Origin of the sequence: Mucilaginibacter gossypii, assembly GCF_900100945.1 — a bacterium.
Classification (GTDB): Bacteria; Bacteroidota; Bacteroidia; order Sphingobacteriales; family Sphingobacteriaceae; genus Mucilaginibacter; species Mucilaginibacter gossypii.
In genome coordinates this window covers 1-26,048 of the sequence record NZ_FNCG01000018.1, presented here as the reverse complement: position 1 = coordinate 26,048, position 26,048 = coordinate 1, and the positions used below count along the sequence as shown (strand labels likewise).

The 26,048-nt window shown below is 36.4% G+C and carries 22 protein-coding genes and 1 pseudogene; 13 read left to right on the top strand and 10 right to left on the bottom strand.

Translation table 11 applies throughout. From position 1 onward, the window contains the following. Window positions 1-167: 167 nt before the first annotated feature. The 5 genes from BLS28_RS25105 (at window position 168) to BLS28_RS25085 (ending at window position 4,940) form a co-directional block, all read left to right on the top strand. Complete coding sequence (locus BLS28_RS25105) at window positions 168-1,544, top strand: undecaprenyl-phosphate glucose phosphotransferase (protein ID WP_091174196.1); 1,377 nt, start codon at window positions 168-170, stop codon at window positions 1,542-1,544. A 29-nt stretch (window positions 1,545-1,573) separates the two neighbouring features. Continuing rightward, on the top strand, window positions 1,574-2,578 hold the full coding sequence (gene rfaE1, locus BLS28_RS25100; RefSeq protein ID WP_091174193.1) for a D-glycero-beta-D-manno-heptose-7-phosphate kinase: 1,005 nt from the start codon (window positions 1,574-1,576) through the stop codon (window positions 2,576-2,578). A 35-nt stretch (window positions 2,579-2,613) separates the two neighbouring features. Beyond that, window positions 2,614-3,171 (top strand): D-sedoheptulose 7-phosphate isomerase, encoded by a 558-nt coding sequence (locus BLS28_RS25095; protein WP_091174190.1) that lies wholly within the window; start codon window positions 2,614-2,616, stop codon window positions 3,169-3,171. 13 nt (window positions 3,172-3,184) lie between these two features. Next, window positions 3,185-3,691, top strand: coding sequence for a D-glycero-beta-D-manno-heptose 1-phosphate adenylyltransferase (gene rfaE2, locus BLS28_RS25090; RefSeq protein ID WP_091174186.1), 507 nt, complete (start codon window positions 3,185-3,187; stop codon window positions 3,689-3,691). A gap of 85 nt (window positions 3,692-3,776) precedes the next feature. Next, the gene (locus tag BLS28_RS25085; protein WP_091174183.1) at window positions 3,777-4,940 is read left to right on the top strand and encodes a glycosyltransferase family 9 protein; all 1,164 of its coding nucleotides are present in this window, start codon (window positions 3,777-3,779) and stop codon (window positions 4,938-4,940) included. Here the strand turns inward: BLS28_RS25085 and BLS28_RS25080 are convergent. Then, entirely contained in the window at window positions 4,937-5,284 is a 348-nt protein-coding gene (locus tag BLS28_RS25080) for a hypothetical protein (RefSeq protein WP_091174180.1), read from the bottom strand. The genes BLS28_RS25085 and BLS28_RS25080 overlap by 4 nt on opposite strands. A 762-nt stretch (window positions 5,285-6,046) precedes the next feature. On the opposite strand from BLS28_RS25080, the gene BLS28_RS25075 reads away from it, so the two are divergent. From BLS28_RS25075 to BLS28_RS25065, 3 genes are all read left to right on the top strand, one after another. Further along, window positions 6,047-6,547 (top strand): response regulator, encoded by a 501-nt coding sequence (locus BLS28_RS25075; RefSeq protein WP_176844562.1) that lies wholly within the window; start codon window positions 6,047-6,049, stop codon window positions 6,545-6,547. 417 nt (window positions 6,548-6,964) lie between these two features. Next, window positions 6,965-8,209, top strand: a complete 1,245-nt coding sequence (locus BLS28_RS25070; protein ID WP_256337530.1) for an MBOAT family O-acyltransferase — start codon at window positions 6,965-6,967, stop codon at window positions 8,207-8,209. A gap of 3 nt (window positions 8,210-8,212) precedes the next feature. After that, complete coding sequence (locus BLS28_RS25065; RefSeq protein WP_091174168.1) at window positions 8,213-9,151, top strand: hypothetical protein; 939 nt, start codon at window positions 8,213-8,215, stop codon at window positions 9,149-9,151. Between the two features lie 81 nt (window positions 9,152-9,232). Here the strand turns inward: BLS28_RS25065 and BLS28_RS25060 are convergent, their stop codons facing one another. Then, window positions 9,233-10,216 carry a UDP-glucuronic acid decarboxylase family protein gene (locus BLS28_RS25060; RefSeq protein WP_091174165.1) on the bottom strand — a complete coding sequence of 328 codons (984 nt, stop codon included), beginning with the start codon at window positions 10,214-10,216 and terminating at the stop codon, window positions 9,233-9,235. Window positions 10,217-11,095: 879 nt separating this feature from the next. Beyond that, complete coding sequence (locus BLS28_RS25050) at window positions 11,096-11,464, bottom strand: hypothetical protein (RefSeq protein WP_091174161.1); 369 nt, start codon at window positions 11,462-11,464, stop codon at window positions 11,096-11,098. 399 nt (window positions 11,465-11,863) lie between these two features. On the opposite strand from BLS28_RS25050, the gene BLS28_RS25045 reads away from it, so the two are divergent. The 3 genes from BLS28_RS25045 (at window position 11,864) to BLS28_RS25030 (ending at window position 15,128) form a co-directional block, all read left to right on the top strand. Further along, window positions 11,864-12,259: a response regulator gene (locus BLS28_RS25045; RefSeq protein WP_091174159.1), complete on the top strand. Its 396-nt coding sequence runs from the start codon at window positions 11,864-11,866 to the stop codon at window positions 12,257-12,259. A 167-nt stretch (window positions 12,260-12,426) separates the two neighbouring features. Further along, window positions 12,427-13,521, top strand: a complete 1,095-nt coding sequence (locus BLS28_RS25040) for an acyltransferase family protein (protein ID WP_091174157.1) — start codon at window positions 12,427-12,429, stop codon at window positions 13,519-13,521. A 545-nt stretch (window positions 13,522-14,066) separates the two neighbouring features. After that, complete coding sequence (locus BLS28_RS25030; protein WP_143020866.1) at window positions 14,067-15,128, top strand: hypothetical protein; 1,062 nt, start codon at window positions 14,067-14,069, stop codon at window positions 15,126-15,128. A gap of 71 nt (window positions 15,129-15,199) precedes the next feature. Here the strand turns inward: BLS28_RS25030 and BLS28_RS25025 are convergent, their stop codons facing one another. Both BLS28_RS25025 and BLS28_RS25020 read right to left on the bottom strand, forming a co-directional pair. Next, window positions 15,200-16,285 (bottom strand): glycosyl hydrolase, encoded by a 1,086-nt coding sequence (locus BLS28_RS25025; protein WP_091174150.1) that lies wholly within the window; start codon window positions 16,283-16,285, stop codon window positions 15,200-15,202. A 1,117-nt stretch (window positions 16,286-17,402) separates the two neighbouring features. Beyond that, complete coding sequence (locus BLS28_RS25020) at window positions 17,403-17,822, bottom strand: helix-turn-helix domain-containing protein (RefSeq protein ID WP_091174148.1); 420 nt, start codon at window positions 17,820-17,822, stop codon at window positions 17,403-17,405. Window positions 17,823-18,235: 413 nt separating this feature from the next. Between BLS28_RS25020 and BLS28_RS25015 the strand changes: the two genes are divergently transcribed. Next, on the top strand, window positions 18,236-18,928 hold the full coding sequence (locus tag BLS28_RS25015; protein WP_091174143.1) for a hypothetical protein: 693 nt from the start codon (window positions 18,236-18,238) through the stop codon (window positions 18,926-18,928). 9 nt (window positions 18,929-18,937) lie between these two features. On the opposite strand, the gene BLS28_RS25010 is transcribed toward BLS28_RS25015, so the two are convergent. The 4 genes from BLS28_RS25010 to BLS28_RS24995 form a co-directional block, all read right to left on the bottom strand. Beyond that, entirely contained in the window at window positions 18,938-19,951 is a 1,014-nt protein-coding gene (locus BLS28_RS25010; protein WP_091174486.1) for a virulence RhuM family protein, read from the bottom strand. 318 nt (window positions 19,952-20,269) lie between these two features. Further along, complete coding sequence (locus BLS28_RS25005; RefSeq protein ID WP_143020865.1) at window positions 20,270-20,749, bottom strand: hypothetical protein; 480 nt, start codon at window positions 20,747-20,749, stop codon at window positions 20,270-20,272. 72 nt (window positions 20,750-20,821) lie between these two features. After that, on the bottom strand, window positions 20,822-22,777 hold the full coding sequence (locus BLS28_RS25000; RefSeq protein ID WP_091174133.1) for an AAA family ATPase: 1,956 nt from the start codon (window positions 22,775-22,777) through the stop codon (window positions 20,822-20,824). Next, a complete protein-coding gene (locus tag BLS28_RS24995; RefSeq protein WP_091174130.1) occupies window positions 22,777-24,618 on the bottom strand; it encodes an Eco57I restriction-modification methylase domain-containing protein in 1,842 nt (613 codons plus the stop codon). The genes BLS28_RS25000 and BLS28_RS24995 overlap by 1 nt, the downstream gene beginning before the upstream one ends. An 85-nt stretch (window positions 24,619-24,703) precedes the next feature. Between BLS28_RS24995 and BLS28_RS24990 the strand changes: the two genes are divergently transcribed. Next, complete coding sequence (locus BLS28_RS24990; RefSeq protein ID WP_143020864.1) at window positions 24,704-25,426, top strand: hypothetical protein; 723 nt, start codon at window positions 24,704-24,706, stop codon at window positions 25,424-25,426. Between the two features lie 295 nt (window positions 25,427-25,721). Here BLS28_RS24990 and BLS28_RS31005 read toward each other — a convergent pair. After that, a pseudogene (locus BLS28_RS31005) lies at window positions 25,722-26,048 on the bottom strand (hypothetical protein); the annotation flags it as partial.

The following is a 26,048-nucleotide window of genomic DNA, read 5'->3' as shown; positions in this document are numbered from 1 at the left end:
ATTTGCCTGAAAGAGTAGCGTGTATATTGTATTATTGTTAAAGAATTCGCCATTAGTTTGTTAACTTTTTCTATTTGAGTTGTTAAGCTTATTATTTTTTTATTTTAAATATTTAGGCGAAGTTAATTTGAAAGCATTCTAAACATGGTATTTTAAAAAACACTCCTATGAAGACACGCTACCTTTTTTTAATTTATTTTGTGATGGCCGTCACCGATCTTGCTGTAATTAACCTGTCATTTTTGCTGGTCGTTGATTTGCTGGGTTATGATAAGACAGGTGTTGATATGGGATCGGTGATGAGTGCAAACTATCTGTGGTTGCTTGCAGCATTGTTATCCGGCCTTTATACAAGCAAATCAATTCATCGTCTTGACAATATCTACCGGTTAACAGTAAAGAGCTTTATTGTATTTTCTGTGCTGTTTTTGTCATTCGTCGTATTGGCAAAAGCTCATCAATTCTCCTTCACTTTAATTTTTCTGTTTTATTTACTGGTTCTGGTAGGCCTGGCGTTGAGCCGGGTTTTAGGAGCCGCTTTTGAACGGACACTTAAAAAGAATTTCAACATCACGCGATCTGTCGCTGTAATAGGTTTGAATTCGATGGGGCTTCGGTTGGCCGGCTTTTTTCAAGATACTGATAATCACTTTTCCTTTCAGGGTTTTTTAAATCAGGAGGATAACTCGATACTTGATAATGGCGGTGAGTTGTTGGAATCTGTTAAAGAGCAGATTGTTAGTGCAGCAAATTCTGGCATAAGAGATGTTTACGTGTCTCTATCCCCAGAGCGTATCACTGAATATAATAAACTACAAGAGGAGGCGGATAAATCCTGCCTGAGGTTAAAACTTGTACCGGATATATCAAACTCAACTGTGAATAGCTTGAAACTAAGTTACATGGGAAATTTTGCAGTATTAAGTAATCGTAACGAACCATTGGAAGAGATTGAAAATCGCTTTAAAAAGAGGGTTTTTGATATTTTGTTCAGTTTGTTGGTCATTGTCTTTTTGTTAAGTTGGTTATACCCACTTATCGGGCTGCTGATCAAGCTTGAAAGCCGTGGTCCGGTGATGTTTAAACAGTTAAGAAGCGGTAGGGACAACAAGTCATTTTTGTGTTATAAGTTCAGGAGCATGAAGGTGAATAACCAGGCAGATTTACAAGCCACTAAAAATGATAGCCGGGTTACAAAAATCGGAACTTTCCTGCGGCGTACCAGCCTCGATGAGTTACCACAGTTTTTTAACGTATTGCTTGGCGATATGAGCGTTGTTGGCCCGCGTCCGCATCCGCTTAACATGACAAAGCAATATAGCCAGATCATTGATAAATACATGGTAAGGCATTTTCTAAAAGCTGGTATAACTGGCTGGGCCCAGGTAAACGGTTTCAGAGGTGAAACCCACGATCCTGCCCTTATGGAACAGCGAGTTAAACACGATATCTGGTACCTGGAAAATTGGTCGATGTGGCTCGAGTTGAAAATAGTTTATAAAACCGTTTACAACATTATAAAAGGCGAGGAAAACGCCTACTAACAAAATTTTTAACTTAAGAGCCAAGTTGTATGTTAACACAAAAAGTATCAGAGATACAATTCAAACAAAAACCTAAAATATTGGTAGTTGGCGATTTGATGATTGACCGTTACATATATGGTAGTTCTAGCCGGTTATCGCCCGAGGCACCCGTTCCAATTGTTAATATTCAAAATGAATCGATTACATTGGGCGGTGCTGCTAATGTGATCCAAAACCTGGTTAGTTTAGGCGCAAATGTTAGCGTAGCCGGAATGATTGGGAATGATAATGCCGGAGTTCAGTTAATTGACCGTTTAAAGATCGATTTTTTAGAAACAGACCTGATAGTAAAAGATAGCACCAGGGTTACCACGTTAAAAACGAGGGTTTTGGTTGGGAACCATCAGTTGCTCAGGCTTGATAACGAGGTTGTACATCCGATTTCCACAGCGCTTGAGAATGAATTGATAGACAAAATCAATGATGCAGTTCAGGAAACCGATTTGGTAGTGCTATCCGATTATAATAAGGGGTTGTTTACAGAATCTTTCACAAACCGCGTTGTTGCATTGGCCACACAACATGGCAAACGAGTTATTGTTGACCCCAAAGGCCTTGATTACAAAAAGTACAAAGGGGCCTTCCTTATAAAACCAAATAGAAAAGAACTTGCTGAAGCTTCAAAATCTGAAAATATTAATTCAATTGAAAAACTGAAGAATGCGGCTAACGTTATATTCGATCAAACCGAAGTGCCTTACCTGGTAGTTACACTATCAGAACAAGGGATGGTCCTCCTTTCGCCCGACTCCCATGTTGAGCTGCCGGTAAAAGCTACAGAAGTTTTTGATGTTACGGGTGCCGGAGATACCGTAATTGCCTGTATTGCTTACTTCATTTCATTAGGCATGGATTTGGCGGATGCCTGCGAACTTGCCAATCATGCGGCTGCTATTGTAATTCGTCGTTTAGGCGCGGTTACTACTACGGTTGAGGAAATCCTGGCAGATCTTACCCAAAGAGGAGTACAAGGCATTCAGCTGGTGCCATAAATCTTTACATTATAACATCTACAACTTAAATTATCATGATTTCTGATGAATTAAAAGATCACCGTGACGTTATCACGAAGGTGATTGACAATCTTGTTCCTGATATTGAAGCCGCCTGTGCCATAATTTGTGAAGTCATTAAGGCCGGTAATAAAGTTTTACTTGCCGGAAATGGCGGAAGTGCTGCCGATGCGCAGCACATTGCCGCCGAACTTACAGGCCGGTTTGTTAAAGAGCGAAAACCATTACCTGGTATAGCACTTACTACCGATACATCTGCACTCACAGCTATAGCCAATGATTACGGTTATGATCAGGTTTTTTCCAGACAATTAGAAGGCTTGGCGTCTGCAGGTGATTTATTTATAGGCATTTCAACGAGTGGTAACAGTGCTGGTATTATTAAGGCTTTTGACGTAGCCAGGGCTTTAAATTGTAAAACATTAGGCTTATCTGGCCGTGATGGAGGAAAAATGAATGATTGTTGTGATCTGAATATCATTGTCCCTTCAATCTTTACTGCCCGAATACAGGAAATGCACATTCTAATTGGGCATATCTTATGTAAAGCAGTTGATAATTTATTTGAATAATATCCTATAAACAATGGAAAACAGCCTTTCTGCATTATTAAGCGAAAAAGTATATAATTTACCGGCATTACTGCAGCAGGTAACAAACTGGAAAGATGAAGGTCAACGAATTGTTTTTACAAACGGAGTTTTTGATGTTCTACATATTGGGCATGTTAGTTACTTGCTAAAGGCTAAAGAATTAGGTGATAAACTTATTATCGGCCTTAATTCTGATACCTCCGTTAGCCGCCTGAAAGGGCTTAATCGCCCTATAAACAACCAGCACGACAGGGCGGCTCTGTTATCCGCATTATATTTTGTTGATGCCATAGTTGTATTTGAAGATGATACCCCACTTAACGTGATCACCAATATCAATCCTGATATACTTGTAAAAGGAGGGGATTACACTGTGAAAAACATAGTTGGAAGCCAGGAAGTGCAGGCCAGGGGGGGGCGGGTAGAAACAATAATTTTTGTTGACGGTGTTTCATCAACAAAAATTATTGAAAGACTTCAGGCCCAGGCGTCTGAATGACAATCAGGCCACACAATTTCCTGCTTACCTGGCAATGTGACAATGCCGTTTCCTTGTTAAATATTTTAAAAGCGAAAACACAACAATGAAAACGCCGGTTAATTATCGATTCTATCCTGATTCGTCAGAAAGATCTATCAAGTTCATTAAGTTGATAGATCGGATAACATACTTTTTTAAAAGCCAAAACGATCATAGATTTAAGTGTGATGAAAAAGAAGAGATAACACTTGTACAGTTAGCTCATATTGGTGATATGATATTAATGCTACCCGCCATAAAGGCTTTAAAAATTATGACGGGGGCCAAAATAAGCTTGGCAGTTAGCAGCGGAAACTTTAAAATAGCTACTAAAGTGCCTTTTATAGATGCTGTGTATGTTGCCGACGCCCCTTATTTTTCAAGAGACAAAAAAATATCCTATCTGAAATTTTTGGATCAGCTACGCAGAATAAAGACAGGGATACTGTTTGACGTTAGAGGGGATCTAAGAAATAATTTATTTTTAAAGCTTTTTGCAAAAAAAAAAATATTTGCCGGTTATAACGTAGGGGGTGGCGGTGCTTTACTGGATGCAGAATTACCTTACGTGCACCGCGGGCATGTATCAAAAAGGATTAATCCGCTTTTTAACTATCTGAATTTGCCAGATCCAGTGTTTTCAGAATACTGGGAGCCAAACGATTTACCCTGTGATCCCATTGAGGGCGTAACATTACCCGAAAAATTTGTGTTGGTACATTTAGGCACTGGAGCACAGGCGCGGAAATGGCCGGTCCAAAATTTTATTCAGGTAATTAAAGGGATAGCGTTATACTTTCCGGTATATGTGATGGGAGTAGAGGCTGATTTATCGCCAGATGAAATGACGGAGATTTCCCTGCTTAATAATGTCACCAACGGTGTTGGCAAATTTTCAATGTTACAGTCAATTTCCATCGTTAAAAAATGCACATTGTTTTTAGGTTTAGATTCAGGCTTTTCACATATAGCAGCGTTGCTTTATCGAAAAATAGTTTTAATATTTAGCGGGACGGTTAATGTCGATGAATGGAAACCAATATCTTTATACAAAGATCAGGTAATTATTATAAAAGAGACTGTTGATTGTGATTTTACTACTGGCTGCGGGAAATTAAAATGCAGCCATAATATATGTATGACTCGTATATCGCCACACAGGGTTAGTGAAGCAGTACTACGTAATGTACACGAAGCACTTGCTATAAATAAAAGTGAAATAAATTAACTAGTCCGCTGATCCTTATTGAAGGAACCGGTATCTACATCGCTACTGTCTACTTTTTTAATAAGAAGGTCTAACTCTTGATGGTAATTATCGAGGCTCATTTTTGCCTTGCTCATCTTATCAAACAACGATTCCAACTCAATTTTTAGTAGCTCATTTTTATTGAGGCCGTCAATTACTTTAAGCGTACCCATGGAGTAAGAAATGAATTCAGGTTCCTGGAAAAAATTAAGTTCTTTTTTAAGGTATTCAATTTTTACTTTTTCGAGCTTAACCAAGTTCAAAACCGCTAAGTTTTTTTTGGTTCGGATAATGTTCAAAGCGCGTTTTCGTTGGTTGCTCATTTTATAATATCTAAAAGGAGGTGCATTTTTTGATAAACATCGTGAGTTTCTTGCTGTATGTATTCATACGCAATCAATTGGTGTTTGTTGTGTTTATTTGAAAATAATCAGTAATAATAACTAAAAAAAAGCACTAATTTTCAATGAAAAAAAATGGACAAACTGCCAGCAAATGATCGTCGCAACACTCTCTTACAAAGATTATTTATAATCATGAAGAATGAATGAATGCATTGGCTAGTTGCTGGCAGTCCCCTGAACAATTTCTAATTTAAATTCGGCCCGATTTTTTTCGTCATCGCGGCGGTTTTACCGGAATTCCTAAATAAATTAGTCCTTCGATCGGGCTTGTATAGGGCTATGTTAAATTTGTTGCCTTTTTAAGCTGGATAAATGTAAAAAAACATATATCGCCTCAGGCTAATAAAGAAAACAATCAGTAATCCAATAACTCAATAAATTAATATAAAGAAATGGGCATATGTGTGTAATATATTGGGTAGCAGTGAGAAGGTTATTGCCGTTCCCGTTTATTACTTTTGAAAGTGGATTTTTCAATTGTGGTTTATATGATATAGAATAAGGTCTGAAAAGGGCTCATTCTATTTTTTTAAGTAAAGAGATAGTAAATAGGAAAAACCCTGGTTTCAGCTTTTACTCAGATGATTTGTTGTGATGAAAAATTCGACATTTACAATTTGTTATTGCTTTAATAAAGACTGTCCAAATTCGGTATACGGTTACCAATGTGTGCCCGTTAAATTGAGTGAGGAAGCGGTACTTACTCAATCGTTCGGTTGTGCTACTTGTGGTTCTGAACTTTTATCTTCTGTCACGCTCGATTTGCAAATCGAGCTTTTTTCGATGCTAAATCACAGGCCAATAAAATCAATAGCGATAGTCGATGACGACTTGATGTATCATTATTCTGTTAAGAATTTGCTTCGAAATGCGCCTTTTATCAAGGCAGATTTTTATAAAAATGGAAAAATGCTTCTTCATGACCTGGAAATTAATTTAAAAAACGAAAGTGGTTTACCCGCTATTATATTTTTAGATATACACATGCCGGTTATGGATGGTTGGGAGTTTCTTGAACATTTTGAAAAAATTAATAACAATTTAAATGTTCCTATACACGTTCATCTCGTTTCAAATTCAATTGAACCTTTAGATAATATTATAAATCAGCGCTACCCTTTTATTAAAAGCTATATACCCAAACCTTTAACAATGCAGTTGTTAGCACAAGTGTTAACCTGAAGCATTAAAACCCATGCTACATCTCTTACTATTATATGCGTTTGGTTTTTGCGCATAATTGCTCACATTTTGTGCATTAAACTGTCGCTTCAAAAAAGCTTTCTATTAATATAATCCTACTATTTTTATCGATAGCAAAAGGAGCTGAAATGAATTTGATTTTCGATGCAATCAATTTATATTTAGCTACTTAGCTGGTTTTATTTAAAATAATAGCCTATGCTTTTTAATTCACTTAACTTCGCCTTTTTTTTACCAATCATTTTCTGTTTATACTGGTTAATAAATAAAAATGGATTAAAAATTCAAAACATACTTTTATTAGCAGCCAGCTATTATTTTTATTCTTGCTGGGACTACAGGTTTCTTTTTTTATTGATCTTTTCAACCTTACTTGATTATTTCACCGGGTTGAAAATGGAAGACGCAAAGAGCTTAAAACTAAAGCGATTTTTGTTTTGGCTAAGTGTAACCGTTAATCTTGGTTTTTTAGGTGTATTTAAATACTATAACTTTTTCGCTGAATCGTTGATTTCAAGTTTCAGCCATTTCGGAATAACGCTTCACGCTTCTGCAATTAATGTAATACTACCGGTAGGTATTTCGTTCTACACATTTCATGGCCTATCTTATGTTATCGATATATATAAAGGACGGATCAAACCGGAGCGTAATTTTGTAGATTATTCATTATTCGTGAGTTTTTTCCCACTGCTGGTAGCAGGCCCAATTGAGAGGGCGACTCACTTATTACCGCAAATAAAGCAGAAAAGGGTTTTTGATTACAGTAAGGCAATAGACGGATGCCGGCAAATTTTGTGGGGACTTTTCAAGAAAGTGATTATCGCCGACAATTGCGCCGAATATGCCAATATGGTTTTTAATCATTCTTCAAATTATACAGGCAGTACGTTAGCATTAGGGGCCTTGATGTTTACGTTTCAAATATATGGGGATTTTTCAGGCTACTCAGATATTGCCATCGGAACGGCTAAACTCTTTGGCATTGACTTGCTTCGGAATTTCGCGTTTCCTTACTTTTCGCGCGATATGGCAGAGTTCTGGAGACGATGGCATATCTCGTTATCAAGCTGGTTTAAGGATTATTTGTATATCCCTTTAGGCGGAAGTAAAGGCAACCTTTGGATGCGGATAAGAAACACTTTTATCATATTTATAGTAAGTGGTTTCTGGCATGGCGCAAACTGGACATTTATAATCTGGGGTTTTTTAAACGCGTTGTTTATCATACCATCCATTGTGATGAAAACAAACCGGAACAACCTCGAAATCGTAGCCCAGGGTCGTTTACTACCATCATTTAAGGAATTAATGCAAATGGTTTCCACATTTTCGTTAACTGTAATTGCGTGGATATTTTTCCGATCGGCCAGTATTGGCCAGGCTTTTCAAATTATAGGTGATCTTTTTAACCGCAGCTTGTTCACTGCTCCCCATAATCCTCCCCGCCCGGTAATGTTATTGATCCTGGTAGTTTTTATGGCGGTTGAATGGATTGGAAGGGAGGGGAGATATGCTATAGAGAATGTTGGTTTGAGATGGCCACCCATTTTGCGTTGGAGCTTTTATTCAATTATCATAGTTTTTATAGGAATGTACATGCAAACCGGTGGTTCTGATTTTATTTATTTTCAGTTTTAGATCATGAAAAAATTTGTATTCAGATTTTTCTTTTTTTCTGTGTTTTGCAGCTTATTTTATGTTGTACTAATACTATTATATGGCACAATAGTGCCTGCATCATTTGCAGTGAATTTTAATTATTTCGGTGGCATGGGGTTTACCAGGCAACGATTTGATGAAGTTTCGAAAATAAAAAATGTTGATTTGGTGGTAGCAGGGTCGTCGCACGCCTATCGCGGGTACGATCCCAGAATATTCAAAAAATCGGGGATATCAATGTTTAATTTAGGGTCAAGCTCGCAATCGCCCTTACAAACGCGTTATGTTTTAGGTAAGTACGTAACAAAATTAAAACCTAAATTGGTTATTGTTGATGTTTATCCGGTTTTGTTCGGCGTTGATGGACTTGAATCGCAAATTGACCTCATATCAAGCGGACTAATAGATAAAGATATTATTGCTTTATCCTTTAAAATTAACAACATCAAATTATACAATACCTTACTGTTTGGTGCTTTCAATAATGAATTTCACATAAAAAAGCAGAAGCTATCAGACAATGAAGGAGACACCTACATACCCGGAGGATATGTCCAATCTTTCAGGCATTTGCAATTCAAAAAAACAAGATTTAAACAAAACGTTAATATCTCTGCCACACAGTTGGAAGCTTTTAAAGCAGGCTTAAATGAGTTGCGGTCGCAACAAATAAAATTCGTAATTATCCAGGCACCCTTTTCAAGAAGCAATTATGCTTCATATCAAAATAATGATGAAATAGATAGGGTATTTTCCAGCCTTGGTGAATACTATAATTTCAATAAAATATTAAACCTTCCGGATAGCATGTACTATGATGATAGCCATCTAAACCAACGGGGTGTAAATATTTACAATGCTAAACTTATTGATACGTTGTCAAAAAGAGGGCACTTTCGAAGGTTGTCAATGAATAATTAGCCGTCGTACGATGATATAATGCAGGGACTTCATAAATAGCATATGCCGGTAAGCCAAAAGCACACCGGCATTGTTATTTTGTTATTTGTTATAGTAGTAAAAATCCTTATGCTCAATCTCCATTTTTGAAAGAGATTTGAAATACTCAAGCGTTATTTTTAATCCTTCGTTTCGCGAAACCTGCGGCTCCCATCCCAATATAGCTTTGGCTTTCGTTATATCGGGCCTGCGTTGTTTCGGATCATCGGTCGGCAATGGTAAACAAATTAGTTCCTGGTCGCTCCCTGTTAATTTAAGTATTTCTTCTCCAAACTGGCGTATCGTTATTTCATCAGGGTTACCTATATTCATGGGTTGAACATAGCTGCTATGCAGAAGGCGATATATTCCTTCAATCAAATCATCAACATAGCAAAAAGAACGAGTTTGCGAACCATCGCCAAATATAGTTAAAGGCTCTTCTCGTAAAGCCTGCCCAATAAAGGCCAGCAGCACGCGGCCGTCATTTAATCTCATCCTTGGCCCATATGTGTTAAATATCCTCACAATTCTTGTTTCCACACCATGAAATGTATGGTACGCCATTGTAATGGCCTCTTGAAAACGTTTTGCTTCATCATAAACGCCTCTTGGCCCCACAGGATTTACATTGCCCCAATATTCTTCGGGCTGGGGGTTAACGGAAGGATCTCCATATACCTCAGAGGTTGAAGCTATAAGAATCCTGGCATTTTTAGCCCGGGCCAATCCCAATAAATTGTGAGTGCCCAGTGAGCCCACTTTTAATGTCTGTATGGGGATTTTTAAGTAATCAATAGGACTTGCTGGTGATGCAAAATGTAAAATATAATCTAATTCTCCCGGAACGAAAATGAATTTAGATACGTCATGGTGATAAAATTCAAAGTTTTCTAGTTTGAACAGGTGTTCTATGTTGCGGAGTTCGCCGGTAATTAAATTGTCCATCCCTATAACATGATAATCCCCAAGGATAAATCTATCGCAGAGATGAGAGCCTAAAAAACCTGCGGCTCCGGTGATCAAAATTCTTTTTTGTTTTCCCATTTTGCTGAATTTCCAGCTATTTTACCAAAAAAAAGTGCCGTTACAGCTGCTTAAATGAGATTGCGATTTTATTGAGAATAATTGAGCAAATGTGTACAGCAGCGCATGGTGATTTAAAATTAGTTTCTTTGTATATTATGATTTCTACCAAAATATGCAGCTAGGTAAAACATAGAGTATTAGCTAATGTACTATTCTGTTAGCTGGCTATTAAGTAAGAGAAATGGAATTTAAAGAATTTATACCTAACCCCAAGCTCTAATCCGGTATCGTCTGTTGCTTAAACAGGGGCTTTCGTAAAAACAGCCTGGTCTTAGTACAAACCCTTTCATTATATAACCATATTCAATACCCGTCTGCCAAGCCAATTTTTTCTGTTTCTTCAATAAAGCCGCCCGGCGCGTCTGCAAATAAAAAGCTTTTGAGGAAATCGATACATAGTCGTTTCCCCGTTTTGTCGTCATCCCAGTGAATTTCAACTGCCGGAGAGGAGGGTAAGAGGTTTGTTGAAATCCAACGCAAAAATAGACTTGCTGATATGGTTCAAATCTGAAGCGTTGGGCTAGTGTTAAGAAAGGGATTCCCCTGTACGCGAGCTCGCTAAGTACCTCCATCCACACCAGTTTGCTTGCTTAAAAACAGCAAAACAAGTGCTAGTTAGATAGTGTTGATTGGGATTTTTATCATGCGATTGGCCTGTTAAATAGGGTTTTATCGTAGTGGTTATAAAATACTATAATAGAGGTATTTAGTTGACCCGAAACGCGCCGTTATGAGACAGAAAGTTTCTCAGTTGTGTGTATTTAGCATAAAATTACACACAATAACTTTAATAGTAAAGGTGATGGAAGAGCTATTTGTCGGCGAAAAAAGAAAAATTTATTTTGCGGTCACTAACCACTTCTTGTCGGTAATTAGTACTGCTGTATCATATTCTTCTAACAGGCGTAAATATTTTTCCTTCCAGTCCGTTAATTGTTGTTGAGTGGTTGAAACCAAAATGTTATCAGCGTAACGTTGATTGATAAACTTAAAATCATCTTTAGTAAACATATCAGGAAATTCAACTGAAAAATCATGCCGTATAACATTTCCAATTTTAAAGATATGTGCGGCACTCAGGTCCTTTTGATTAAACCAGTTATACAACGATCTTCTGTTGATGTCTAAACTTCGGGCCAGATCGCTTATATTATAGCCTTTTTTCCTGATAACGTATTCAATTATTTGTCCGTAATGTTTTTCCATATGTCAATAAAGTTTAGTTGTTTAATACCCAAGTTAGAAGGATGCTAACAAGTGAATATGTTTCCAATATAACCTATTTTTTTCTTAATGTGAAAAAGATTATGAATAATTTTTGAGTTCTGTAGTCAAATAGTTACCCGCAGAGGTAAATTTTAACCCAAATCGAGATTGTTTTATAAAAATTTAACAATTAGAGAATGAAAAAGTCTCTTAACACTGGATTAGCATTAATTCGGTAAATTTTGCCATAAAAAACGGCGTTATTATCACAATATTTAATCAATTGTTTCACTAAAAATGAGCATTTTGGGGTTTTTAGAAGTAGCAGCATTAAACAATTTAGATAAATTGATAGGTTAGTATTGTTGAAGGTTAGGGTGTTGTACAGGCTTTTAATATATGTTGAAAAATGTCTTATATATTGATGATAATCAGTTGGATCTTTATATTCTGACACTTCTGCAAAGAAAGTATCATTTATTTAAATCCTGTATAACAACGGCAGATGCGGTTGGCGCACTTCGGGAATTAAAAGAATGTGCTACTGATAAAGATCATTTGCCTGAAATTATATTTTTGGACTTGTATATGCCTAAGTTTAATGGCTATCGATTTTTGGATAAGTTTGAGCAGATTTATCCCTTGTTTACAAAAAATATTGAAGTTCATATATTATCTTCGTCAATGAGTCCTAAGGATATGCAACGATGTATGCTGTACCCGCATGTTTGTGCATATCATATAAAACCTATAACCCTCGAACAGCTTTTAAGTGTGATCGGAAGTAAACCATAATTATTTCTATAAAGTAGTGTTGAACAGATTCCGAAAGTGACTAGTTGTATGCTGTTACAATTCTTAATATCTCATAAATACACATTTTAGTATCAATTGTATTTAAGTGAGGTTAACTTTAGTTAAAACCCGTTAGTTTAGTTTTTCCGCAAACAGAAATTTTTAATATGCAGAGCTACATCCAAGCACAAACACCAGGGGTAACTAAGCTCCATAACCTAAGCGATAGATTGTTGTGGGTTGACTATGCTAAAGGAGTGGGAATTGTGTTGGTTGTTTACGGCCATGTGTTGCGAGAAATCAGGCCGGTAAAAGGATTGTTTAACCAATATGCAAGCTTCTTTGAGTTGTCTGATAAATTTATCTATAGCTTTCATATGCCTTTGTTTTTTATGTTGTCTGGATACTTTTTTATGTCGTCATTATATAAAAAGGATTTTCTGTTCGACAAAATTAGGGGATTGGTTTATCCGTTTATTATCTGGTCTATACTACAAACATCGGCCGAGATCCTAATTTCTACCATGAGCCCCTATACCAATACGCAAACACCCTTGGCCGAATTAATTACCTGCCTAATAATACCAAGGGATCAGTTCTGGTTTTTATATGCATTGTTTTTCATAACAATGATTAATTATTTTTTATTCCGGCTAAACGCTGCGGCAGGGATCTATTTTTCAACAGCATTATGGGTTGCATATGTTTTATTCAGGCAGTTTGTGCCCGAAACATTTAATAACACTTTTCAATTTTTAATATTTTTCAATATAGGGATATTGTTTTCTCAAAGCCGGAGGTTTATTCTAATAATGGGGCAGTGGAGTTTTTTGTTGGCAGGGATAATTGCTTTTGCGGCAACGGAATACTTTTATTTAACCGGAATTTCTCCTTTCAATTCAACAATCTTGTCGAAGTTTTTAGTGGGTGTCGCGGGATCGGTGTTAGTAGTTCAGCTTTCAAGGCTGGCAATAGCAGCAAATTTTCTTTCGATACTTGGTTATATCGGAAAACGGTCACTGCCTATTTACCTTGCCCATATGCTTGTTGCAAGTGGAACGCGCATTTTTTTATTAAAAATTTTAAAAGTAGATAATCTTGCTGTTAATTGTGTTGCAGGTACATTAGCGGGCATATTTATACCTCTGTTTTTGTATAAAATAGCAGTGAAAAACGAGTACACCGCCTGGTTATTTGTGTTCCCGAAAAAAATCGACAAAAAGCGCGAATCGATAAGGCAAACTATTATAAAAACCGCCTGAATCTATGGGGCTGGTGTTTTTGTAATTGCCGGTACCGTCAAAGGCGGTAAGTGCTAACAGTGGGAGGGAATGTAAATTTAGCACACTATTATACAATATTTCACATAAAGCACCCAATCAATCAAGTCCGGTTATTAATGGATAAAACTTTGCAATATTTGCTTAAATACTTATTTAACAAGTATTGCGCAATGAGACAAATGCTTCGGCTGATTCAATTATAGCACATGAGGAACTTAATGATAAATGGGCCAACCTATATGTTGGATACCGATGCTGATGCAGCTTTTGTAAAGAGATGCGTTAATTTTTTGATGCTTTTTTTTCCGATTACAACCTTCGTGCTTGTACCCTCAATACCTGGTACTACTATTATAACAGTTTTTGCGGGTTTGCTATTTCCGTTTATTCCTCTGTTGCCATCAGTAGCAAGTAAAAGGCGTTTTTTCCGGGAATTCGCCTGTTTTTTTTGCGTAATATTAATATTCGCCTTTTCATCACAATTGATCAACTTGCTCATAAATTTAAAATTAACTAACGACCTGTTGCTGATCAACAAAAACAATTTTACTAAAACTTTCTTTCGTACCTCGTTAATTACCCAATCGCTATCATTAATAGTCGGGTTTGTTATTTATTTGTACGTCAAGAATTTTTCTAATGATAAGATAATCAATTTTATATACTTCGGATTAAGATTGTTATGTTTTTATGCGTTATATGAATTTGTGCTTTATGCGGCAACAGGTATAAATGGTGATTTTATGGTTAATCGAACTTTTGGAGATGACGCCTCATCGGGTTCCTTGTTTCAAACAGTTAGCCTTGGCGGCATAGGGCTGATGAGGTTAAAAGGCTATACCGGTGAGCCCTCTATGTTTGTTTATACCGTCTTCCCTTTTTGGGTGTTAGCGTTTGGCTTAAAAAGGAATTACGATATCTGGCTCCTATTTACTTGCTTGCTATTTACCTTTTCAACAACCGCATATGCATCAATGCTATTGTTTTTGGGTTTTTGGGTATTGTATAAAAGAAATTTTCAAATATTCTTCTATGCATGTGGTTTTATGGTTATAGTATGCGCAGTACTGCAAATGGACAGATTTCAGCACCTTTTGGATAGTGTATATGATTTTACATTTGGAAACAAATTGGGCGGTCAAAGTTCGTCTTCTGAATCAAGAGGGAAGGATTTTGTTAATCATATTTCGTTTTGGGCTAACCTCAACGGTTGGAGCCAGGCTTTAGGTATCGGCTTTGGTTATGTTCGCTCCGGAGATTATTTTTCAACCTTAATGCTTAATAATGGCATTATAGGGTTTTTAGTATTTAGCTGGTTTGTTCTAAGGAATATGTTTCTGTCGATTCCGATTAAGTTGGTTTCAATTGGATATAAATTAGGTTTGGTGATGGTTTTCCTGATCTTAATGACCACGGTACCTGAATTTGCCTACCCATCTTTTTGGATATATTTAGCATTGGGCTTTGTGTTGGAGCGCCTACATGTACCGCGTAAAACAAGCGAAAAACAAACAACCGTGCACCCATCAAAAAGCATTACACTTGTAATGGCTGACAATGAAAAAGTGGCTGTTTCTACCGTATGAGATCAGCCACTTTTTCTGTTTTTTTATTTTGGCCTAACCTTCAAAATTTTTGAAAGCAAATAATAGCCACTTTAAAGGGTTAAGTTGGTCGCTACCAGTTTCTTTGCCCAGCTGGTATAAGGAATGGTCCATTTCAAAAATCCGTAGCTGCCTTCTTGCGCGCTTTTTAAAGGCTCATCAAATAATTCGTAAAACATCAATACTTTAACTTGGGGGTTGGCTTTACATTTGGCTACAAAGTTGGATACGAAAGTATTTTGATTTTGCTCTTTTATGCTCTGCTCCTGAGTGCTGTACCTGACGTTAGATTCTGTGATCCAAATTGGTTTGTTGGGAAATAAACTTCCAAGCTTGACTGTAATGTCGTTTATCTTGTAATTGGGAGCAAGCCTTTCCATTTCTGAGTACCAATGGTAAGCTACCACGTTAAATTTCACGCCATAGGTGTCGCACATTCTTAAAAACGCGTATTGTAACCAACCAGCAGAAATCATGGTTTTTGCATTAGGGTCTTGGGATTTTAAACCCTCATCCATACCTTTTAGATATGCTGCCGTTCTGTTAAATTTCGTCCTGTCAAAGTCATATTGGCTCCAGCCTACTTTACCTGGAAGCAACAAATCTAGGGTAAGGTCGTTTCCAAGATCGTAGTACTCAAAGTTTTTCGCATACTTGGCACCAAAATTAGTCCCCAGTTTTTTACCAGCCTCGTAATTGTAACTTTGGCTTTTGGTTAGATCCATGGTTCTGGTGTAAAGCATTGGTAAAATGTTTACTTTACCGGCTGCGGCAGCATCTAACAAAGGACTTAACAGATGTGGTACGGTAATCGTACCGTCAGATTGTGCCATGCAATCTATCCTGTACCAGTTCATACCCATTCCTTGTAAAATTGAAATTTGTTTGGTAGCGGGAGTTTGGATGTAAGGCTGATCGCCAAGCGGGTGGCCATTGATGCCTAATTGGAGTGTCGAGCCGGCAACGGTAATTTTTGATGAAACCGCGGTAGTTGCCGTGCTTGCGAAAACCGTTGATTGGTTTTCAGGGATTGTAGCCATGTGGGCGGGTTGTACGTCATCTTTAATTGAACAAGATGCCAGACAACATCCGGCCGTGACGCCAAGTGCCCATAGTTTTGTACGATCAAACTTTAACATGATATGGGATTTAATTAATAGTTAGGGGTCAAACGGTGGTTTTGTTATAAATGTTACATTGATTTTGGTAATTATTTGAAAAAAATGAATTAATTGGAACCTTAATGGTAATTGTTTGCTTTCTTATTAGTTGTTATGGTCTGTTTTTGAGTTAGTTATATTGTTGCATAGTGTAATGGAATTGTTGCAAAAAAAAAATAAAAAATTCACATTTTTTTTGCATTAAATGATGGTGTTAACTAATGGGCAATAGTTTTTTAGGGGATTTATCTCCCAAAACTTAATTGTTGTTAGCATTGATGCCGGCATGTCCTTCAAACATAATGCATTTCAAGTCAGGCTGCGAGCTTGGCCTATGTCCGGTATCGGTTTGGATGCTCCCTTATAGTGTTATAACTAAACAAAGATAGGCCGAAACCATAAAAATATAATGCGGCTTTTTGACCAAAAAAAACACATTTTTTGGTCAAAAATAATGAAATTGTGATATTTTATGTGTATTTGAAAGGTTTTGTTCCTTTTTACAAAATGGTGGTAAACGTTGAATGGAGCTTTGGTTTTTTATAAATACATGATGTCCACAATATATCTTGTGTGTGGATTAGGCCATGGAAAAATGGCGCTTCGGATTCAGTTGGTTTCTCATTGATAAACAAATTGTTATACGTTTGTAACCTACGTACAACCGCCTGGTAAATAATTTGTAATATTGCCGGATGTAAACATACAATTCGGCTATAGGTAAAAAAAAATTATTGCTATTGCGTTTGATTGCGTTTTGCTGGTTGTAGAACGTTAAGACAGTAACTCCCCCTGATATTAATGAGTCGCTGGCTGTAAAGAAAATTCCTGTGTACCAGAAATTAAGGTGAAGGTCATAGTCGCAAATTTATTTCAGTGGGCAGCGGGCCTTTTAATGAAAGGGCTCGGACCTACAGGCCGGGTTTAAAGGATTTATTAAACAGTTTTTGCCTGGCGGAAGACAGGGTGTAAATCCAGGTCACGTTAAATTATTAAAAGTGTGAAGATACTGAATGCTTCTACTGGCTTTAGTGGTTTGAATGCTCAATGTTTAAATGAAACACAATGATGATTGAATCCAATGGAGCTATTGGATTCAATCCATTTTACAATTTAGAGTTTCGTTATATCTCTCCAGCAGGCGAATATATTTTTCCATCCAGTAATATATCGCCTCCTGTTCTTTATCGGTGTATAAAGCTTTAGTTCCCTGGATTTTCAAGCCTGATAGGCTTTTCTCATTGATCTCAGAAGGAAATTCTTTTAAAAAGTTGTGATTTATAGCAAGGTCGACCTTCATCATATTGCTCATCCCAAGGTCTTCTTTTTCAAACCAGTTATACAATGTCCCCCGGCTGACGCCGACTTTTCGTGCGATTTCGCTCAAACCCATTGATTGACGACGTATAGTAAGTTCTACAATTTTACCGCGGTGGGGATTCCGCTCTTTCCTTGTTTCAGCCTGCTTTGTAAATCTGCCAGGCGTATTAATCATTAGACTGACCACTTTTGCCATATCACTACTTGTTTTTAAAATAACTGAAACCACCGGTTTATAAAGATGCTAATTCAGTAGCCATTTCGTTCCGTTAATTCCTTACACAGAATGGAGCTTTAAAAAATTATTTGTTAATATTTTAACTGCTAATTTAAATATCATCAAAGATGATGCTTGCTGGATAATATGATTGTATACCGAAATGTATATCAGTTGGGAAGTTTTTGCGAGCCACAATGCATTCAACATGCCGCAATTAACACCTCAATCTTGGCTTAACGTTAGATTTAATGACTGCGTACTATTAATCCATTGTGTCAATAACAAGTAAATGTCGGTTGGTGAATATAGGATTTATTAGTATTTGCTATTTATCCACAACTGGCTGATTATTATACAAATAGACTTATCTTAGAGTAAAATGTATTTTTATGCGTATTAATCAATCACCACGTATTTCAATAAATAAGCTTGGAGAGTATATTTATGCTACCCCTGCCAGAAAGAAGAGAATATTGCTCGATGCCAAATTTCCGTCCGAAATAATCACCAGCAGGTATGCTCCTGTGCAAAATGCTGCTATACAAAATTTTGCAGCTTCTGTTAAAGATATTGAAATATTTAACCGCGTGAAGGAAATATTGTCTCAAAAGCAACCAGCCAATGACCATCAAAAAGAAAAAATAAAATCTTGTATAGAAGCCCTTACTCATCTAACAAACTGTGCTTCAAGTAAATTGGTGCCATACACTGAAATACCAGCTATTAAAGGATATAAAGATTGTAAATCAATTACGATAAACGGTGTAGTAATAAGTTTACGGCCGGAAATTTTGCTTTTAGATAGAAATACCAATCAACCTAAAGGCGCGATTAAATTAGCTTTTGCTAAAGGTCATTTTTTATCTATTCAGGAGGGGCAATGCATAGCGGGTCTTATAAAGTCTTATTTGGAGAAAGAATTGAAAATTACATGCAGCTATAAAGACTGTATTACTTTGGACGTATTTTCAAGCCGGATTATTTATGCTCCAACTAAAAATGAATGGACAATTAATAAAATCCAAAGCGCTTGTGAAGACATTAGACTTATATGGCCGTCATTGCAGCAAAAGGTAGCTTAATATCTTTTATTAGCTCTTTTTCTTATTCGAACTTATTCTTTTAATTTCTTTGTCAAAGTCACTTTCAAAATTTTGATCCTGTATAATCCTAAATTTATCGTACTCTTTTTCAGCTAATTTTATCGCTACTTCATGGCTTACCTTTCCAGCATCTTTCAGGATCTGATATTCGTTGAATTGTAGGAACGCGTCTAAGCGGCTTATCCAATCACTCATCTTCATAGGTATCTGCCTTGATGCTTGTAATTCTGCAAAGTCAAGGTACATAGTAACAACTCTTTCTAATTCTTTGATCTCCTTTTCTATTAGGTAGTTCTTCGCTATCCCTATATCACCTTTTAGTACTTTGCCGCTGGGTGCATTTTTGAAAGTCTGGAGACCCATATTTGGCTTATCTGCACTTGCCCGTTCTGCAATGATCTGCGCAGCGGTTTTACCTGAAATAGCAAAATGTAGTTTGTTTTGAACCGTCTTAAAAAACTTTTGGGTTATATCAGCATCCTTATTGTAATCTATACTGCATTGCTCATATATATCTGTTATCTTAAGATAGAAACGTCGTTCGCTGGCGCGTATCTCTCGAATGCGCTCTAAAAGCTCATCAAAATAATCTTTACCGAAACGCTTACCTTGTTTCAAACGCTCATCATTCAGGACAAAGCCTTTAACAATATACTCCCTTAGTGTTTTTGTTGCCCATATACGGAACTGTGTAGCCTGATAGCTATTAACCCGGTATCCGACTGCTATGATTGCGTCTAAATTGTAAAAGGAAGTAAGATATTTTTTACCATCACCGGCAGTTGTTTCCATTTTGGAAACAACTGAATCTTCTTCAAGCTCATTACTTTCGAAAATATTTTTCAAGTGTTTACTAATAGCGGGCACTTCCACGCCAAAAAGCTCTGATAAACGCTTTTGGGTTAACCAAAAAGTTTCATCATTAAAAATTACTTCAATTTTAACATCACCGGTAGGGGTGTTGTAAAATATAATATCGTTTAATTCCGGCTGTTCACTCATTTTAAACATTACTAATTTCAAAAATTATAGACACTGATAATAATACCTGCAGAATTGTGGATCTTCTATATGTAATATCGTTCGCAGTGCGGACGATATTACATAAATCAAGAACAAAAATATTCAACGGAATCCCCAATTAAAAATATGCAATTATCAACATCTTTGATGTTGCCTTTGATAAACATAGTCAACAACTTGATCTATAAAAACTATAGCATTACCTACATACATTGCATCATAATATTTTGACAGGTGGCCCCAATAGAAATTAATGACCATGTTCTTAATTTCTTCCTTTGTTTTCATATACAGCATTTAGGCAGGTGTCCAAAATTCAACATCTAAATGTATGCGAGCGACACCGCGTCGTTGAGCTTCGGTAAATGCCAAATCTTGATATTGCTGATGAACTGCTCTGTCTAAACCTTTAATAGATGTCCATTTTTCTTGGCTTAAAGAATTTGCAGTCCTACTATCAATTGGCAGTTCGAGTGGAGCAAGCACAGATGTATTTGAATATAAATCGTCTTCATTTATAAACTCCCTTTGAATAAAGCCATTATAACAAATATGTCTAAAAAAAATGTTCAGTACTTTCCTGGCTGAACCATATTGGATATCTTCATTCCGACAATAATCAATTAGCAAGTCTGTTTGTTCATCTAAATACAGTGCATAGTTATTTTTTAAGGCTTTAAAGAATTCATCTAGATCGATTTGCGCACAAAATTCGCTGCACTTGGCAACGGTTCCAGCTCCGCTTTGATTCCTTAATACACTTATATCAATACACAAAAAAGCAATGTTCCTTTTTAATTTTGAGAAAAATATTTGGCATCCACACATTATCAAATAATATTTAAGACATCAATATAATTTCAAATTATTCAAACTCGTACCAATTTCATCTGTAAATAAAGAATACATGTCATTTTCAATCAAAGCCACATCCGTTTTGTTAATGTGCTTCACTGTATCATCGTAAAGTTTTTGTAATGAACATTTGTTTATTTCATGATTTAAAGCAGTAGGTACATTGTCCACGGAACATTCTAACATAGCATAACCTCTCTCGTCTGTGTCTATAAAATAACTTGGACTACCATCGCTTTTTTGGTAAAGAAGAATTTTGTCAAGCAGACGAGCTTTATAAATGTATGATTTTCCACTTTGTGTATCAATTTTGTATTTAACTAATTGATTATTAACAACCAGAGGGTGAGCTCGATTTTTTTTTAGTTCGTCGATAATTCTGAAAATATCTTGCAGCTCCTTTTTAAAGTACTCCGTTCGAGGATTGTAGTGTGAAGAGGGATTTAAACTTCGTACCCTATACCTTTCAAGTTTATCTAGGGGTCTTGTATTAAAGCCAACGCTATCAAAGTATTCTCTGGCTTTAACTAACAACGTATCAATCATCAATCCCGTATTTGGGATGGGAGTTCCATCATTATTCACCAGAAACTTATGTGGTATAAACTCCCTGAAAAACTCTTCGATTGATATTCTTAAATTATTCCCACAAGCATTATAATCAATCTCACTCTTAAAATATTTTAATGCTTTTTGCAGACTGCTTTCGTAGGCTGTAATTAAAGGAACAGGTATGCCAGCATTGTTTTCTGACTCATACATCTCAAAAAACTTCCACTTTTCTTTCCAACTGTTTTTTATAATCAAAGTATCCGTTTCCCCAGATTTTTTAGCTAATTGCGCATAATATGTTTCAATGAATTTTCTTGCGTCTTCAAAAAGCCCTCGTTGATGCGTGAAGAATAATATTTGATAATCTTCCAGATAACCTTCCATTATGACATTTAAGACAAATTCGCGATTACTCATATCCATGCTCATCAATAAATCATCTAAAACCAATATTTTTGGATACGCTTTTACAAATTTTTCATCTAAAATTGCTAACCGTATTGCCAACGCCATTGTTGATAGTTTAGCTTCGTTTAAAAAGCTTTGTGGACTATTTACAATTTTTTTATTCGCATCAGGAATTAAGGTCGTTATCAGCTCGACAGACATTATAATTTTGGGGTATTTTAATTTCCAGGTTCTTCCTTTGCTCCCGACTTTAAAGTCATTATAAGTTGCTTTTTTATAGTTGAATTTTACTTTAAATTTCTCTTCAAATTTTTCTTCTAAATATTCATTAGTCGTTTGTTGAATTTGAACAAGATAATACTCGAATTCAATATTAAACGTATTTATAGTTAATTGAAAATCCTTGTAGCGCTGTTCGTGCATTTTTGGCTGAGGGCTCAATCCCTCTGCAATATAATCCCACCAATATTCTGCGTTTTTATTTCCTTTGGATTCACCGGGTTTTATTAATTCCTCACGAAAATTTATAAAGGAAAATAATTGATGCTGAAAAAAATCAAATAAATCAGTTTCTTCTTTATGGTAGTAAGCGTATATTCTTGACAATACATTATGGTCAAGAAAGTCACTACCAAGGGTAGTTTCTAAAACTAAATTATCCGATTTCGTATTAATGGTAGAAAGGGATATCTCCCTTCTGGAAGTAGCTTTATGTTCATCTTCAAATATAATAGCAATTGAACTTTCTAAATGTTCGTCGCTGTATCTATTTATTAAATTTTCATTATGCTTGGGGTCAAAGTATTTCCTTATCTCAAGGTTATCTGTTTTAAATACACTCTGTAAAAAAGTATATAATGCCCAATAGATTGAACTCTTACCACTGCCATTTTCACCATATAATAAAACATTCTTTCGTTCAAAATCTAATTCATGATTTCCAAGAAAGAACTTGAAATTTTGCAATATAAGTTTTCTTATTTTCTGCATTATTTTGCTGCTTTTATTGGCATGATCAGTTGGTTTAAACGGGTATCCATCAATTTTAAATTATTGCGGATTTCATTTTCTTTTTGTCTTAATTTTTGATAAGATTCATGGATCACCTGCATTTTATTATCATCTTCCAGTCCGTCTATTATCGAGAAATCTCGTTCGGCGTATTTAAAAAACTCCACCCCGGCATTTTTAAATTCATCCTCGAAATATAATTCATATACCAATGCATCGACAATCTCCTCAAACATAGTTACAAGATGATGATTGTCTACATACTCATTGACATGGTTGGGTACAGACAATGCTTTCAAAAAAATAATGTAACTAACCAAATTATTAAATGGTTGTTGCCTTTGAGCACTTGCCAAGTGAATGGGGAGACCTTTCGCATCTTCCGGATAGAAATGTAGTGATTCCGATAGAAAATTTAAAAAATACCAGTTAATCAAAGTAGAATTTAAGATCGCAATTAAATATTTATAAGAAAATTCTTTCCCAAATTGAATCTTCTTGGGCGTTATATTTCTTTTAACTGTCGTATGATTCGCTTGAGCAAGAAGATCCCACTTAACACAGTTTATTACTGTATGGCTATTGTAAAAATGCTTTGTATCCAACGCAAATCGCAATCTGTCTTTAACAATGTTAATAAACATTATTTTTTCATTTTCAAACAGTTCCTTAAACATTGAGTTATAATGTTCATTGGGCTTATAATCAAGCCATCCATATTGAGAGAATGAGAATCTTTCAATATTTTTCCCCTCAGTAAATGGTTTTAATCCCGGTTTGAAGTCTTTGAAAATATAGTGTTCTTTTTTATCACCGTTTGTTTTGTGGTTAATGCGCGCGCCGTAAGAAATAAGGCAAATGTTGTCTAAACTTATTGATTTGTTCCAAATGACAGATTTTAATAGGGATACAGTTGAAACGTCTTTAGTTTCTAACCTGTAATCTTTTAAAGTCAAAAAAACACTTTGGTTTATAGAGCTTTCGGTTATTTTATTTTCCAGGAAATTTTTTTGTGAGTTTACTTTTTTGATTTTTGTTAAAGTATCAGAAACTTCGCTACCTACAAACAAAGTAATATTTTTTACTACTGCAGCGTCAAAAACTCGATATTCACTAGTATCTAATATTTCCAAAATGGAATAACTGTCGATTAATAATTTCCTGGAGTCGGTTCCATATTTTTGATTTGTGTATGGATAGGGAATAATAAATGTCAACAGGCCTGTGTTTTTTGCAAACAGTTTTAAAGCCCTTTCAATAAAAGCAATATATAAATCTGTACGGCCTTTACAAGTTTTATACTTAAGAAACAGATACTTCTTCGTTTCGGTATCTATCTTCTCTACATTAACATAAGGAGGGTTACCTATTACAATGTCGAAAGTATTTACTCCGTACATCCATAAAGGATCAAACCAATCAACTTTTTCGTGGTTAAAAGGATTCCATGTGCTTATTTTAAAAGCTCGGCTTGTTTCTTTAGCTCCAAACGATAGTTGCTGTTTAAAAATACTTGTTTGAAGGTGCAAAAAATTTTCTTTTATTTTCTGTTTTTCTACTCCATAGCTTTGCAAATAATCTAAACGAAATTGCTGTAGGCTATCCAAATCTTCATTGGCATTAAATAATCCACCATAATATTCTTCGTCAGGTAACATAAATAAACTGTTAGCCGTAACGAATTTGAATTCTAAATTTGGTAAAGGTTCAATGCCTCTATTTGGTTTGGTTTCGTCAATATTTTCATCAACAACTAATGTTAAAAAACAGCGTAGTTTGGAAATTTCAGCCGCAATTGGTTGTATATCTACGCCATACAATGAATTTTGAATAATGCCAAGCTTTCTTGCATATTCCGGGCTTCCTTTTTCTAATTTGTCTTTAACAACTTTTCTTAATACTGGATTGTCGATTCGGCTTACTTGCTATAACAATTACGATACTTTTGATGGTAAGGGGCGCGAACGCATCCAAACTAACTGGAAGGGTAAAACCTACCAAATGGAGCTGGCGAACAACAAGCTGGTGGCCCTGGCAGTCGACGCTGAGATTATCCCATCAACCCAATGGAACGAATATAGTACGGTTATAGCGGCTATCCGCGAGCAGATCAGGAAAGACAGGATCCAGGCAAAAAAAGATCAGGCACAAGCTAAACGCGATCAGGAACAGGCAGAGCGAGATCAGCGACAAGCAAAAGTTGAACAGGAAGATGCCTCGCGCGACCAGCAACAAGCCAAACGCGATCAGGAGCAGGCTTCCCGCGATCAGGAGCAAGCCAAACGTGATCAGGAACAGGCCAGTCGAGATCGGGTACAAGCTAAACACGACCAGGAACAGGCGCACTTAGATCAGATTCAGGCCAAAAAAGATCAGGAACGCGCCGCCGAAGATCAACGGCTGCTAAAACAGATGACAGGTGATTTGGTAGCTGATCATATTATTCCCAATGAGGAAGCTTTGCATGAGCTTTCATTTAACGGTGAAGAACTGATTGTAAACGGTGAAAAGCAGCCCGACAGCGTGTTTAAAAAATACAGCAAAAAATATCCGCGCTTTGCTCTGGGCAACACATCCTATGAAAATGGTAAAAAGCAATTTAACGGCTTGCATATTCATAGGAATTAAGTAGTGGTGTGTGTACGTTGTAGCCGCAAAGCTGTTAGTGTTAGCCAAAGCGTCATTGCAAGTAGGTAAAAGCCGAGTCCTCTGAAGGATGTATGACATTAGGCGGGATGGCCTGTCACCCTGAGCTTGTCGAAGGGTCGCGCGCAGATGCCCTAACCACCATGCTTCGACAAGCTACCCATGACAAGTTTAAAAAACGCCTGTCATTCTGAGTGTAGCGAAGAATCTTCTGCAAGATACAGAGCCGCTAAGCAGGGCGAAGAAGATCCTTCGTTCCTACCCATGACATAATAATTTAAGCAGGTACAAGTTCCCTATTTAATTCAAAGGCGAGTTTTTCTAATCGCCTTTGTTTCTGTTCCTTAATGATATTTTCATAGGCTTGCAGCCCTTTTTCCACAAAGTCGGCTCCTTTTACAATTAAACGCCAGTATTGAGCGGCCAGTTTTCTGGCCGTTGCTTTAATAGCTATTGCCGGACCTTTTCTGCCTCTTAATCTTCTTGCAAATGAACCCCAGCCGATATACTTGCTGTTCAATAATCCATGGGCCATTTGTTTGAATATTTGCCCAACGGCCGGTTTACCCTTACTTTTACTTTTGTTCTTTTTCCCTGAACGGTC